The sequence below is a fragment of the Paenibacillus sp. AGC31 genome, from assembly GCF_057334655.1.
On the sequence record NZ_JBHFJH010000012.1, the window covers coordinates 1 to 14,060 of the forward strand.

12 protein-coding genes are annotated in these 14,060 nt (G+C 45.7%); 5 read left to right on the forward strand and 7 right to left on the reverse strand.

Going from position 1 to position 14,060, the window contains the following annotated elements:
- From ACE04G_RS06980 to ACE04G_RS06995, 4 genes are all read left to right on the forward strand, one after another.
- Window positions 1–370: IS3 family transposase (locus tag ACE04G_RS06980; RefSeq protein WP_486094295.1), on the forward strand; the 370-nt coding region annotated here is incomplete at its 5' end.
- A 331-nt stretch (window positions 371–701) separates the two neighbouring features.
- Window positions 702–1,268 carry a TetR/AcrR family transcriptional regulator gene (locus tag ACE04G_RS06985; protein WP_449003838.1) on the forward strand — a complete coding sequence of 189 codons (567 nt, stop codon included), beginning with the start codon at window positions 702–704 and terminating at the stop codon, window positions 1,266–1,268.
- A 125-nt stretch (window positions 1,269–1,393) separates the two neighbouring features.
- Window positions 1,394–2,515, forward strand: coding sequence for an ABC transporter permease (locus tag ACE04G_RS06990; RefSeq protein ID WP_449003839.1), 1,122 nt, complete (start codon window positions 1,394–1,396; stop codon window positions 2,513–2,515).
- Window positions 2,515–3,198, forward strand: a complete 684-nt coding sequence (locus ACE04G_RS06995; RefSeq protein ID WP_449003840.1) for an ABC transporter ATP-binding protein — start codon at window positions 2,515–2,517, stop codon at window positions 3,196–3,198. Before ACE04G_RS06990 ends, ACE04G_RS06995 begins: the two co-directional genes overlap by 1 nt.
- A 133-nt stretch (window positions 3,199–3,331) precedes the next feature.
- Here ACE04G_RS06995 and ACE04G_RS07000 read toward each other — a convergent pair whose 3' ends face one another.
- The gene (locus tag ACE04G_RS07000; protein ID WP_449003841.1) at window positions 3,332–4,258 is read right to left on the reverse strand and encodes an AraC family transcriptional regulator; all 927 of its coding nucleotides are present in this window, start codon (window positions 4,256–4,258) and stop codon (window positions 3,332–3,334) included.
- Between the two features lie 199 nt (window positions 4,259–4,457).
- On the opposite strand from ACE04G_RS07000, the gene ACE04G_RS07005 reads away from it, so the two are divergent.
- Window positions 4,458–7,631, forward strand: coding sequence for an alpha-mannosidase (locus tag ACE04G_RS07005; RefSeq protein WP_449003842.1), 3,174 nt, complete (start codon window positions 4,458–4,460; stop codon window positions 7,629–7,631).
- 108 nt (window positions 7,632–7,739) lie between these two features.
- Here the strand turns inward: ACE04G_RS07005 and ACE04G_RS07010 are convergent, their stop codons facing one another.
- From ACE04G_RS07010 to ACE04G_RS07035, 6 genes are all read right to left on the reverse strand, one after another.
- A complete protein-coding gene (locus tag ACE04G_RS07010; protein ID WP_449003843.1) occupies window positions 7,740–8,594 on the reverse strand; it encodes an aldo/keto reductase in 855 nt (284 codons plus the stop codon).
- 165 nt (window positions 8,595–8,759) lie between these two features.
- Window positions 8,760–10,004 carry a macrolide family glycosyltransferase gene (locus tag ACE04G_RS07015; RefSeq protein ID WP_449003844.1) on the reverse strand — a complete coding sequence of 415 codons (1,245 nt, stop codon included), beginning with the start codon at window positions 10,002–10,004 and terminating at the stop codon, window positions 8,760–8,762.
- Between the two features lie 182 nt (window positions 10,005–10,186).
- A complete protein-coding gene (locus tag ACE04G_RS07020; RefSeq protein ID WP_221822321.1) occupies window positions 10,187–10,636 on the reverse strand; it encodes a hypothetical protein in 450 nt (149 codons plus the stop codon).
- A gap of 309 nt (window positions 10,637–10,945) precedes the next feature.
- Complete coding sequence (locus ACE04G_RS07025) at window positions 10,946–12,199, reverse strand: mechanosensitive ion channel family protein (RefSeq protein ID WP_221822323.1); 1,254 nt, start codon at window positions 12,197–12,199, stop codon at window positions 10,946–10,948.
- Between the two features lie 148 nt (window positions 12,200–12,347).
- Window positions 12,348–12,989 carry a polysaccharide deacetylase family protein gene (locus tag ACE04G_RS07030; protein ID WP_221822325.1) on the reverse strand — a complete coding sequence of 214 codons (642 nt, stop codon included), beginning with the start codon at window positions 12,987–12,989 and terminating at the stop codon, window positions 12,348–12,350.
- A gap of 183 nt (window positions 12,990–13,172) precedes the next feature.
- On the reverse strand, window positions 13,173–14,048 hold the full coding sequence (locus ACE04G_RS07035; protein WP_221822327.1) for a carbohydrate ABC transporter permease: 876 nt from the start codon (window positions 14,046–14,048) through the stop codon (window positions 13,173–13,175).
- Window positions 14,049–14,060 lie beyond the last annotated feature (12 nt).

A 14,060-nucleotide genomic window follows, 5' to 3' on the forward strand; every position in this document is an offset into this window, starting at 1 on the left:
GACGATGGATCTGGCGACAAACACGTTGCTTCACTTACAGAAAAATCGCAAATTCAAGAAGAGTCGTAATGCCTTCATTCATTCCGATCAAGGTACGCATTACACTCATCCGGATTTTCAGAAGAAAGTGAAACGGATGGGGCTTGGACAATCCATGTCAAGACGAGGAAATTGTTGGGATAACGCACCGCAGGAGTCGTTTTTTGGTCATTTTAAGGATGAAACTTCCTTAAAGAGCTATGCCACGTTAGACGAAGTCAAACGTGAAGTTAAAGCCTATATGACCTACTATAATCACTATAGATACCAGTGGAACCTAAAAAGGATGACCCCTGTACAATACAGAGATCATCTTCTTGAAGCCATATAGTTTTTTTTAGAAATGTCCTTTACATAGGGTACAGTTTACTTAGAGGGTTTGCCTTTTTTGTATATGGTCCACAAGTTTATAATTAAGCGAAAAGTGATTGGCTTGAGCAACCCGATTACAATATGACCTTCCCAATCGCTGGTATACCGGATTTTTCAATTGGATTAACACCCATTATTAAGACAGCTGGTCTTGTTTTGTAGGATGCCTATCAAACATATGCTAAACTGGTCATAGTAAACTAAAGAAGCGAGTACTTCTTCATTAACAACACTCATCGATCGTGTGAAATTAACACATAGATTTTAAACGATAAAAAGGAAGAGATTTTATGGGAAGAAAACAATCTTTCACTGAGACAGAGCTACTGGACACAACAAAAAAATTAATACTTGAGCATGGCTACGACGGTTTTCATCTCAAGCTGCTCTCACAGCATCTGTCCGGAGCCCGGAGCACGATATATCAATATTACTCTAATAAAGAAGAGATTGTTGCTGCTTGTATGAAGCGCTCCATATCAACCGTATTAGAGAATTCATTAGCCATTGATGAGACAGATCCAATGGATGCTCTCGAACAATTGCTCCTCATTTACGCAGAAGAATCTACGCTCCATCAACTTTTGGGAGATGCCAGTAAAATTAATACGACTAATTCTTCCGCAGCAGCGAGAGATATTGAATTTATTGAGAAAGCACATATGACTCTTAAAATTCAATTATCACGCTTGTTTGAACGTGCTCAGCAGGGCCAAGCCCTGCGACAAGATATTCCTCTACCTGTACTTATTGGTGTTTTCTTCAACTTAATTAATACGCCTAATATGCTAAATATCCCTACGCCTGATTGGGGTAAGTTGTTGTTTCAAATGTGGGTTGGGGGGGCCAAGAGCTAGATTTATTCTTGGATTAAATTTGACACATGTGTCATTTATATCGTTTAATTATATAAACCACGTGGTTACACCTCTAATTTGACACATGTGTCAATAAAAAAACGAAAGAAGGAGTTGAACAGATCATGTTTTTAGCTATGAAGGAATTAATGCATAGTAAAATGAAATTTTTAATGATTATTATTATTTTCGTACTAATGGCTTGGTTAGTCTTTATTTTATCCGGTCTGGGGAATGGTTTATCTACGCTAGCTGCTTCAACATTCAAGACCATGAAGGCTGATTATGTCATCTTTGAAGAAGGGTCACAGTCTTCCATGAGCAAGTCTCTGCTGTCAGATCAATTGGTTGCTGAGGCAGAAAAGCTGCCAAATGTGGATGCTGCTGCACCCATGGGAAGTACGATGGCAACGGCACTGAAAGAGAATAACACCAAGAATGAAGATAAGGTAGATATAGCGATTATAGGAATTGACCCAGGAAGCTTTTTGGAACCAGCTATTGTAGAAGGTGAAAGCCTGTCTTCCGAGAACCCTACGGGTGTCGTGGTGAATTCAACCATGAAAGATGAGGGCTATCAACTTGGGGACACGTTTCAACTGGATGGAACGACGGAATCATTGACAATTATCGGATATGTGGAGAATCAGACCTATAACCACGTCGCATCCGTATTTACTCCAATGGATGAATGGCGGAAGATTACCTTCGCGGCTCCAGGTTCGGATAAAGGAGTTACAGGACCCGTGAATGCGATCATGTTACAAGGCAAGGATATCGAGCCAAATGTAATTAATAACATGCTATCAGGTACGGATACGGTTACCCGAGCGGCAGCCGTTCAAGGTATGCCAGGGTACAAAGAAGAGAACGGTACAATTCTAATGATGCTTGCATTTTTGCTTGCGATCTCCGCATTTGTGCTTGGGGTATTCTTTTATGTCATCACGATGCAAAAGACCAATCAGTTCGGCATTATGAAAGCGATCGGTGCCAGTAACCGATTCTTGGGGAAAACCATTATCTCGCAAGTGTTTGTACTTTCACTGACTAGCATTGTTATTGGAATCTTGCTGACCTATGGAACAGCAGCGATCATGCCAAAAGGTATGCCATTCAAGCTGGAAACCAGTCTTGTTGTCACGTATTCTGTTATCCTGCTCATTATCGCTATGTTAAGTTCGATGGTTTCTGTTCGTAAAATTACAAAGATTGATCCGCTCAAGGCGCTCGGGAGGGTTGAATAATGGTTAAGGGATTGCACATGAATGAAGTCACCATGTATTATGCCGAAGGAAACAATCAAATCACTGCACTCGATCATGTATCCATATCAGTAGAGCCGGGAGAGTTTGTTGCTGTAGTTGGACCTTCCGGTTCTGGTAAAAGTACGTTCTTATCTATTGCTGGAGCAATGCTTAAAGCCTCTGAAGGCGAGGTTCAACTAAATGGGAATAACATCTCTGCACTTACTGAGAAAGAACTGTCTAATATTAGGTTGCAGGAAATTGGGTTCATTATGCAATCTTCGAATTTGGTTCCCTATTTAAATGTTCTTGATCAATTGCTCGTGGTAAAAAGAATGTCTGGCAAGGTTGGAAAGCAGGATAAGGAATTTGCCTCTAAGCTGTTAGAGGAACTGGGTCTGGGTTTGAAGTTGAACAGTTTCCCAGAAGAGCTATCAGGTGGGGAGAAGCAACGGACAGCAATAGCTCGTGCTTTAATGAATAATCCCAACATCATTTTGGCGGATGAACCGACAGCAAGTTTAGATACCAAACGAGCACATGAAGTGGTCAGTCTAATTGCACACGAGGTGAAATCACGCCAAAAAGCAGCCATTATGGTTACCCATGATGAGCGCATGCTTGAATATTGCGATAAAGTATATCGGATGAGTGATGGAGGATTATCCCTGGCAGAATCATGAATATACTGACACATCAACATACCCGTCATGTCCTTATCTATTCATGTTATGTAAGGCTTCTGTCCAGAAAATAACCACTTAAGTAGCGCTTTAGACCTGTCCATCACTACCCTCGTACATCTCATCTAGGTGCTCAAGTCACTCGGGTCTCGCCCGCAAGCATCATCTTACGTTCGCTCTGTGGAGGTCTGTTCTGGCGATAGGCACTTGGTGACATACCGCTCTGTTTGTTGAAGATGCGATTGAACTGGGAGAAGCTTGCGAAACCGCACTGTGCAGCAATATCCGTAATTTTCTCCCTCGAATTCAGCAGCAATTGCTGGGCATTCCGAATACGAGTCATCTGCACATACTCCGTGAAGGTGAAGCCGGTGACTTTGTTGAATTGGCGAGACAAGTGATGGGCACTTACATAGAATTGCTTAGAAACCTCATCCAGAGATAAATCCTGTTGATAATGGCTATGAATATACGATGCAACGGCATACATACGCCGGGACATCGATGATCCTGTCTCTTCACGAACGTACCCGTTCTCTGCCGAGTAACGATGAATTGCACACAGAAACTCAACAAATCTATGATGAATCACAACCTTTTGAAGTGCAGAAGGCTGCTGCGATATAGCAAAAATATCATTGATCGGCGCGAGGACTTCCTTGCGTCTTTCTTCTGTAAATCGGAATATCGGGACCGGTTTATTAAAAATCGAAAACAGCTCTGTGTAACCGCTATCAAGACCAGGTGTATTACGTGGCATGGCAAAGGTGATCATCAATCGTTTCGGCGGAACACCCTTCGGATATTGCGTTTTATGCAGCAATGAAGGCCGCAACAGAACGATATCCAGAGGCTGGATCTCATATAAACTGCCTTCAATGATGTGCGCAGCTGTTCGATCCAGAAGAATACAGATTTCATAGAAATCATGGAAATGCTGAAATTCCATATTCAGTTCATGGGAGCGCTCGTCATAATCCAGATGATAAAAAAGTGAATCTCCAGGCTGGTTCACATGGATCGCATATCCTTGCTCGTATGCCAAAACCGATGGTGTCATGGACATGCCCCCTATCCTGATTCTAATGATTTTATTTTAGCATGAAATGCAATAAAAAGACGTTATTTTCAGCATACAATACATAGTTTCGCCCATTTCTCTTTTGTTATGATAGAGTTAATATGTTAGCGCTTGCAGTATCATCACTCCAACAACGACTACAGCCTGTACTTACTACAAACCAAGGTGGGAAACCAACATGAAAATGAATTCCTTGTATACTCGAATCCATACCATTGTGAAACACTTGGAACGTGCACGACTAACCTCAAAGACATATATCCCTGAGCTTTATCATAAAGAAAGTGGTTACCACTCCTGGGAACTGGTGCATGAGGACCCTTCCTCCTGGGATGTATTCCGTAAGGGTGATGGCTGGGGTGGCAAAGATGTACACAGCTGCTTCAAAACCCGCATTCACATCCCGGATCAGATGGAAGGAAAAAAGGTCGTGTGTGCCATCGTCACCGGTGCTGACGACATCTGGAATTATGACAATCCGCAATTCTTAGCATTCCTCAATGGGGAATTGATCTGCGGTCTGGATGTTAATCATACGGAAATCGACTTGACCTCATCCGCAGTGAAGGGCGAAGAGTTTGAGTTGGCATTATATGCGTATTGCAGTACGTCTGCCGCGGATGTTTTTCTAAATGTATATATCGCCGAGCATCATCAGCAAGTCTCCGATTTGTATTATGATCTCAAGGCTGCGCTGGATGCTGCGGATCTGCTGCGTGAGGATGATCTGGAGCGGCTGAAGTTGGTCGAACATCTGAATAAAGCCGTGAATCTGCTGGATTTGCGCCAGGAAAACAGCTCAGAATTCCATGCGTCGGTACTGGAAGCACGCCGATATCTGCAAGATCATGTCTATGGTGATATCCGCCCTGCCGGTGATCACATCCCTACCGTGCACTGTATCGGACACACGCATATCGATGTGGCATGGCTGTGGACGTTGGATCAGACTCGCGAGAAGGTCATTCGCAGCTTCGCGAGTGTATTGTATCTAATGGACAAGTTTCCAGAATATACGTTCATGTCTTCTCAGCCCCAGCTGTATGCGTACCTGAAAGCAGACTATCCGTCCCTATATGAGAAAATCAAGGAAAAGGTGGCCGAAGGCCGCTGGGAAGCGGAAGGTTCGATGTGGCTGGAAGCCGATTGTAACCTGATTTCGGGTGAATCCATGATCCGTCAGATTATCTACGGCAAACGTTTCTTCAAGGAAGAATTCGGCGTGGAGAACCGTGTGCTCTGGTTGCCGGATGTATTTGGTTATAGTGCAGCGATGCCGCAGATTATGCGCAAGAGCGGCATTGATTATTTTATGACAACCAAAATTGCCTGGAATGATACAAACCAGATTCCAAACGACACGATGTACTGGAGAGGAATCGACGGATCAGAGGTCCTGACCCATTTCATCACAGCAACAGATTATGACAAACATCCCGATTTCAGGCAACGTCGCTTCGAAACGACCTATAATGGACGATTTAATGCTTCGCAAGTAAAAGGCACGTGGCAGCGATACCAGAACAAAAACATCAATGCAGATGTCCTGCAATGTTTTGGATTCGGAGATGGCGGCGGCGGACCAACCGAAGAGATGCTGGAGCATGGCAGACGACTTGATGTCGGATTGCCGGGTGTACCCGCGGTGAAACGTACCTTTGTACGCGAGTTTTTCGAGAAGCTGGAGCAAAATCTGGCGGATGTTCCTTCCGTTCCCCGCTGGTCGGGTGAGCTGTATCTGGAGTATCACCGGGGCACCTACACGTCCATGGCGCGCAACAAACGGTACAACCGTCATAGCGAATTTGCGCTGGCCGATACCGAATTGTATGCCATGATTCATCGTCATGCGAATGCACAGGCGGCCTATCCAACCGATGCACTGGAGCATGCATGGAAGCTGACGATGCTGAACCAGTTCCATGATATTCTCCCGGGCAGCTCCATTGAGCAGGTATATGTGGATTCCAAAGAGCAATATGAAGAAGTGCTACGTGTCACGGATGAGCTGAAAGACAGTGCACTGAACGGCATCGCAAGCCGAATTACATCTGATGGGGAAGCCATTGCGGTATTTAACACCACCGGATTTGTACGGACGGATGTGGTTGAGCTGCCTGCTTTTGCAAGAAAAGTAACCGTCTACGATGGAGATCACCCTGTACCAAGCCAGCGGACTCCCGAAGGCGGACTTGTGTTCCTTGCAGAGAACGTGCCTGCATCCGGGTATAAATCTTTCCGAATCACACTAGATCTAACAGACGAGCTTGTCGCGGGAGTTTCGGTTGCACAGTGGGAAGCAGATCGGCGCCATATCCACACACCTTGGTACGATATTCACATGAATGAAAGTGCCGAGTTCACATCCGTATGGGACAAGCTGGAAGGCCGTGAGCTGCTCCAGTCTGGCAAGCGTGGTAACGTGCTGCAAGTGTTCGAGGATCGACCTGCGGAATACGAGGCATGGAACATTGACGATTATTATGAACAGCATATGTGGGAAATTAATGACCTGCAGTCGCTGGAGTGGGTTGAAAGCGGGCCCGTACGTTCCGTGCTTCAAGTGAAGCGACAGTTCCTGGACTCGGTCATTAAGCAGACGATCATCTTCTACGCGCATACACGCCGGATTGATTTCCGTACGTTTGTGGACTGGAAGCAGGAGCATTTGCTGCTGAAAGCCGCCTTCCCGCTCGATATCTGGAGTGAGAAAGCAGTCTACGAAATCCAGTACGGCAACGTTGAGCGTGCTACCCACCGTAATACGAGCTGGGATCAAGCCCGGTTTGAAGTATGCGGGCAGAAGTGGGCAGATCTGGCGGAGAACGGGTACGGTGCTGCTCTGCTGAACGACTGCAAATATGGATATGACATTCATAACTCGGTGATGCGACTGTCGCTGATCAAGAGCGCAACGTACCCGAATGAAAATGCCGACAAAGAGCAGCACGTATTCACCTACGCGCTCTATCCGCATCAGGGCGACTTCCGTGAGGGACGTGTCATCCAAGCCGCTTATGATCTCAATCGTCCGCTGGTTGCCCGTGAAGTAAGTCCTCAAACCGGTACCTTGCCGGGAACATGGTCACTTGCATCGGTCGATCAGGATAATGTCGTGCTGGAGGTTATCAAAAAAGCCGAGAACAACGATGATATGATCATCCGAGTCTACGAAGCACATGGCCGCCGCAGCCGTGCTTCCCTGCAATTGCCTGAGGGAGCAGGTGCTACGGCGTACGCATGTGATTTGCTCGAGAACAACGAAGCGGAATGCGCCGTGGAAAATGGTCGAATTACTTTTGATATCAAACCGTATGAGATTCTAACTTTCCGTATCCCTGCGGGACAGTAAACAGAATTACGCAACAAGAAAAACTGCAATATTGCTTACTATGCTTCAACAATGAAGGGCTGCCTCCTGTCATATCTGACATGAGAGCAGCCCTTTATTTGTCATTCTTTAAAATTCTTCGTACTCGCTTGGATCCTGATCCCACAAACGTCCATCCGGACGATTAAATGCAGAGATGAGCTGCATCTCTTCTGTGCTCAACTCAAAATCGAATATATCGATATTTTCCTGCTGATGCTGCAAGGAGCCGGCTTTCGGAATGGGAATGGAACCCAGCTGAACATGCCAGCGCAGAATGATCTGGGTTGGCGTTTTGCCATGCGTTTCCGCGATCCGAAGAATATTCTCATCCTTCAGAATATCCTGTACGGCATCATTGCCACGTCCAATCGGACTCCAGGATTCGTTCACGATGCCATGCTTCGTATCCTGTTCCCGCTGATCGGCTTGGTCGAAGAATGGATGCAGCTCAATCTGATTCAGACTCGGCGCTATCCCCGTTTCCTTAATCAGCCGTTCATTGTGCTCAGGCAGGAAGTTGCTGACTCCAATGGATCGGATATATCCACGTTTTTTGGCTTCGATCAGCGCTTGCCATGCCTCGACATACATGTCCTTCTTCGGATTGGGCCAGTGAATCAGATACAGGTCGTAATAATCCAGATCCGCTCTGTACAGGGATTCCTGGATCGCCACAAGTGCTTTATCATGAGCGTGATAACGCCCCGGCAACTTCGAGGAAATGAGTAGATCTTCTCTGGCGATGGAGCTTTGTTTGATTGCTCTGCCCACCGTTGCCTCATTCTCATAGTTATACGCCGTATCAATTAATCGATAACCCGCATCCATTGCGGACGCGATCGATTTAACGCCTTCTTCACCTTTTAAACTATAGGTACCAAATCCAATTGCAGGCACTTTCAGGCCATCGTTCAATGTATATTCCGGAATGTGATGATTCATCTGAAGACTCTCCTTTGCAAAAGGTATACGAACAATATGGTAAAAATAATGCCCCTCTCCGTTTATCTACCCCTCCATACGCGCTTGAATCAATTGGAAATCAACACTCCGTTTTAGTCGGGTGACAGCTTTCTCGTCTTGCTCTCAGGAAAGGCAGTCTCCTTTTCATTCAAACGAAGAGATGGGCGTGGCCGATAACGGTTGATTGCCTATAAAGTTCTTAATGGCCATAGCAGCCTGCTTATACCCGCCAGCATCGCGTAACGTTTTCCCAATAACCCCTGCCTGTTCCCTGTAGGAGGCATTGCCGAGCACTTCTAATACTGCGTTTCTAAGCACATCGGGTGTAAGGTTATTTTTGTCCACGATGACACCTGCTCCCAACTCCTCTACCCGACCTGCTACACGCGGCTGATCCGATGTTAACGGGAGCATGATTAATGGTACATTGTAATACAAAGCTTCGCTGGTACTGTTCATGCCTGCATGTGTCAGAAAAGCATCTACACACTGCAACACTTCCAGTTGAGGGACATAGGGTCTTATGATGAAATTGTCAGGAATGAGATCAGCAATAGGCTCTATATCGGTATCCTTCCCAGAAGATAATATAAACTGCACAGGCAAATTACGAAAGGCCGTAAAGCAAAGCTTATAAAACTCGAGATCTTTATTTAAAATGGTTCCCATCGAAATATAAACGACCTGCTTATAAAGAGCATGCAGAGATTCATTTGCAAAAGCTGGCGCATCCTTACGAGGAATAATGGACGGGCCAGTGAACACAAAGCTGTCGTCCAGCTTGTCCCCCAGGGGTTGAAAATAACGACTTGTATACACAATCTTCAGTTGTCCTGAATGCCCTGAAAGTTCCGCCAGGGAAGGTACAGCCACATCGAACTGGGAAGCTATTTGCTGGGACATTTCCACGATGCTGTTATATAGCTCCTTGACCTCCTCCGTATCATCCTTCAGTTGATTGTCTGATCCAAGAGGCTCCACAAAAACAAAGGTGCTGGTTGAACATACCGTTGGTATACCTAGCTTCTCACCCAGAATTTGTCCTCCCCAGCCTATGATGGAATCAAAAATGATATAATCGTAGGTTTCATGTTCGATCAGATTCAGAACATCTGGTATAAAGCGTTGAATCACTTTATTCAATATCATATATAAAAATTGGTAAGGATGCTTGAGTTCAAATGGCTTCATACCAGGGTTGTTGAGCAGGGTTGCCTCGTTGAAGGAGTAGGCCTTAAATTGTGCGCCTAACGCTTCAATCTTCGTCCGGTATTTTTCGGTACAACAGTAGACCACTTCATCACCGTTCTCTATCAGTTCCTTGATTAATCCAAGCGACGGATTGATATGGCCTTCTGCAGGGATCATCACAACTAATACACGTGCCACGGCACTCACCTCCATTAAATTTTCCAATGAACTCAAGTGGGAGACATGGTAACCCATTCTTCCAGACCATTGGCTTGAATAAATAAAACTCTACTACCTCATTGAGGCGGTAGAGTTCCTATTCATGAGACGGAAGCATTAAAGTCTACGATACCTAACGTTGTTTTACTCTCACGAGCTGGTCACGGCACCCAGACATCCCTTTTATAAAAGGTTACGCTGTAAGCATCGGTATCGCTGTATCGTCCATCTTTGCTTACCACTTTAAAATATACATTATTGTAGTCGACAAGAACGGTATCCGCTCCTGACGTATTCGTAGAAGAAGCAACCAAATTTCCAGCGCTGTCATAGGCGTACAAATCGTAATCATAGCCGGAAGGAGAACCAAGCACGACCGATTTGCCATGCCCTCTGAATGTAAAGTAGTCTACATCTGTCGGGGAAGATAGATAAGACCAAGCACTTCCACCCCAGTATGCCGGACCGTAGGGAGTGGCCACCGTTTGCGTTGGGATTTTATACGCGCTGCTCAAAGTGTCATTCGACTCGTAATTATCCGCCAAGGCCGTACCCACAATCGATCCTGATAAAAGCGTCATCATAATAACAGAATACAATGTTTTCTTCATTTCATTCTCCCTCCATTTCTTTTGAAAAGTTAGCACGCCAAAGAGACTCCATGCTTTTCCCTCGTTCATAGACACGCCTGATCAGAAAAAGCTCCAAATCACTCCTTTCAAAATATGGAATTAATTATAATATAATGAAAAAAATATGTATTGTCCACTTATATTTACAGCATCTCTGTTTTTCTAACTGCATTTGAACACGATTCCAGAACTGTGACGTGTTCTCACCCATGGCCGAATTGGAGGTGCATCCAAACGTAAAAAAGACCACCAATATGGTGGCCGTCACATCTATTTTGATAAATCTTCTTAATACTCTCGCGCATATTGCTTATCCTCTTTCAGCTGCACAATGTCATGTCCGGTTGGATTCTGGAAGGCCCGTAGTCCAAATGTTGACGCCACCGCGAAGATATGGTCAAAGATATCCGCCTGAACGTTCTCATATACACCCCAGTTGATATCATTGCTGAATGCATAGATTTCCAGAGGCAGCCCGCGATCTTCCGGTGCTAATTGTCGCACAATCATCGTCATATCTTTATTGATTTTTGGATGATTCCTCAAATATTGATGGATATATTCCCGGAATACACCGACGTTTGTCAGTTGTCTGCCATTCACGTTGCTTTCGGTATTCACCTGGTGCTCCATGTTGTAAGCCTGAATTTCTTTCAATTTCGCCGTGACATAATCAGTCAGGTAGTGGATTTTCTCAAATTCAGCCACCATCTCTTCCGTACAAAAACGGATACTGCTGATATCAATATAGATACTCCGCTTAATCCTTCTGCCACCGGACACCTGCATCCCTCTCCAGTTACGGAACGAATCCGAAATGAGGGCGTAGCTTGGAATCATCGTAATCGTTTTATCAAAATTCATAACCTTTACCGTATTCAAAGTAATGTCGATGACGTCACCGTCCGCATTATACTTTGGCATCTCGATCCAGTCACCAACACGCACCATATCGTTCGACGATAGCTGTACACCAGCCACGAGGCCCAAGATCGAGTCTTTGAATACCAGCATTAATACTGCCGATAACGCCCCCAGTCCACTGAGGATAATGAGCGGGTTCTGTCCGATCAGGCTGGAGATGACGATAATGCCCCCGATAATGAACAGGACAATCTTGGCTACCTGAATGTAACTCTTGATTGGGCGAATCTTCGACACCTCATAGGTACGATAGATATCATCGAACACATTCAGCAGAGCATTCAGAACCGTAATCATGATGACAATCATGTAGGTCATTGCTGATTTTTCAATTATGGCCTGATAGGGCGAGAAAATATAAGCAGAATAATAGATTATAATGGCTGGTACAAGATGCGACAGTTTCTGAAATAAATTTTTTTGAACCACAATATGGCCCCACTTGAAACGGTTGTTACTTACGATACGATGAACCGTCTTCAGTACCACTCGCTTAGCAATCACATTTGCCAATATCGAGATCACTGCTATAAAAATAATCATAATGATGTTTGAAAGATAACCAATGGAGGGTCCACTCATGCCGAGTTCTTCTAGTTGATTTCTGATAAAGTCCATTGTTTCCTCCTGACATAATCTAGTTTAGCCTATTATTATAAAGTAGTTTGAGAGGGCAAGCAAAGTTTGATCTCCCGCTCCGTTCTTCCTATGCATTATATATATTAAAAAAGGACCCTGTCATTCAAAGAATGATGGGCCCACTTGATTATGTCGTCTTTGCATCATGCTCACTAGAAATGTCTAACAGCTCACTCACCGTCACCATACGGTACCCTTCCGTGACCAGTTCCTCCACCAGCACACGAACCGCCTCCACCGTCTGGGAACGATCCCCGTACCCGTCATGAAATATGAGCACGCTACCAGGTTTCACCGCAGACCGGGTGTGCTCCAGAATGTGCTCAACACCGGGATTGTCCCAATCCCTCGCATCACCGTTCACCGCACCAATCGTGCGATATCCACGCTCCGCTGCCAGAGACAATATATCATCGTTTACGCCAAAATACGGCGGTCGGAAGCTGCGGGCAGGTTGCCCCGTAACTTCTTGAACAAGATTTTCTGCGCGTTGTAGCTCCTCCCCGGCTTCCTCCAGCGTCAACTTGGTCAGATCCGGATGCGTGTACGTATGGTTAGCGATCTCATGCCCTTCCCGGTGCACCTCCGCCGCAATCTCCGGGTGGTTCTCCATCTCTTGGCCAATCATGAAAAACGTCGCCCGCCCACCCGCACGGCGGAATATCTCAAGCACTTGAGGTGTATACACCGGATGTGGCCCATCATCAAACGTGAACGCCACAACTTTTTCCCGAACAGACTCCTGCACTACCATCGCGGTATTGACCATAAATAATGACCCCTCTCTGCAACTGCCTGGCTACTTACCCCCTTATTATTCCATGTCCACAGGCTCCGGTCTAGTCCAGAGATCACTCCTTGCGAAGTCCCGAATCAAGCCGATATCCACCAGAAAGAGAGTACAGTGAGTGAGCAGCAAGCCCCTTCTTACGCTCCCCAGTCCAGCCTCCAGCTAACCTTTGATCGCACCTGCGATCATACTCTTCTGCACCTGTTTGTTCAGCAACAGATAGATGACCACCGTTGGCACCGTCGTAATCATCAGTCCAGCACCAATGATACCCCATTGCGTAATGTACGTTCCCACCATCGACATCATGCCCACCGTCAACGTCTGGTAAGCCGTGTTATTGATAAACGTAACTGCAAACATCAGCTCATTCCAGCAGGACAGAAATGTGAAGATCGCTACAGTTGATATGGCCGGACGCACAAGTGGCAGGATAATGGAGAAAAACGTCCGGTATACGCCGCAGCCGTCGATAACCGCCGACTCTTCCATCTCTCTTGGGATACCTTTGAAAAAGCTACCCAGAATGAATACCGCCATCGGAATGCCAAATGCCACATAAGGAATGATCAGAGACCAGTAGCTGTTGAGCAGGCTCAGATTCTTCAAAATAATAAACAATGGCAGCAACGCCGCATGAATCGGCACCATCATGCCCAGCAAAATAATCGTCATCGTCAACCCGCTAAGCTTCCAATTCATTCTCGTGATTGCGTATCCCGTCATGGAGGACAGGATCAGTACCAAGACAATGGAGGCCGCAGTAACCAGCACACTATTCATAAAATAGGTCAGCACATGGCCGTCGGACATTGCTTTGGTGTAGTTGCTCCACAGAAATGCTTTGGGCAACCCGGCTACATCACCGCTGAAAATCTCACTGTTATCCTTCAGGGAAAACAGTGCCAGCCAGATGAGCGGGTAGATCTGCACAATCGCGACGAGGATCAGAAACGCTTGCAGGAACACTTTCCCGATCGGTCCGGAGATGGACCTCGGCTTGGGCTTTTTTTTCAACATGACTTCTACGGTACTCATGCCTTTTGCCTC

Excerpts from the sequence above, each read along its gene's own strand:
- ACE04G_RS06985 (WP_449003838.1), top strand. The coding sequence starts at position 702 with ATGGGAAGAAAACAATCTTTCACTGAGACAGAGCTACTGGACACAACA.
- ACE04G_RS06990 (WP_449003839.1), top strand. The coding sequence starts at position 1,394 with ATGTTTTTAGCTATGAAGGAATTAATGCATAGTAAAATGAAATTTTTA.
- ACE04G_RS06995 (WP_449003840.1), top strand. The coding sequence starts at position 2,515 with ATGGTTAAGGGATTGCACATGAATGAAGTCACCATGTATTATGCCGAA.
- ACE04G_RS07000 (WP_449003841.1), bottom strand. The coding sequence starts at position 4,258 with ATGACACCATCGGTTTTGGCATACGAGCAAGGATATGCGATCCATGTG.
- ACE04G_RS07005 (WP_449003842.1), top strand. The coding sequence starts at position 4,458 with ATGAAAATGAATTCCTTGTATACTCGAATCCATACCATTGTGAAACAC.
- ACE04G_RS07010 (WP_449003843.1), bottom strand. The coding sequence starts at position 8,594 with ATGAATCATCACATTCCGGAATATACATTGAACGATGGCCTGAAAGTG.
- ACE04G_RS07020 (WP_221822321.1), bottom strand. The coding sequence starts at position 10,636 with ATGAAGAAAACATTGTATTCTGTTATTATGATGACGCTTTTATCAGGA.
- ACE04G_RS07025 (WP_221822323.1), bottom strand. The coding sequence starts at position 12,199 with ATGGACTTTATCAGAAATCAACTAGAAGAACTCGGCATGAGTGGACCC.
- ACE04G_RS07030 (WP_221822325.1), bottom strand. The coding sequence starts at position 12,989 with ATGGTCAATACCGCGATGGTAGTGCAGGAGTCTGTTCGGGAAAAAGTT.
- ACE04G_RS07035 (WP_221822327.1), bottom strand. The coding sequence starts at position 14,048 with ATGAGTACCGTAGAAGTCATGTTGAAAAAAAAGCCCAAGCCGAGGTCC.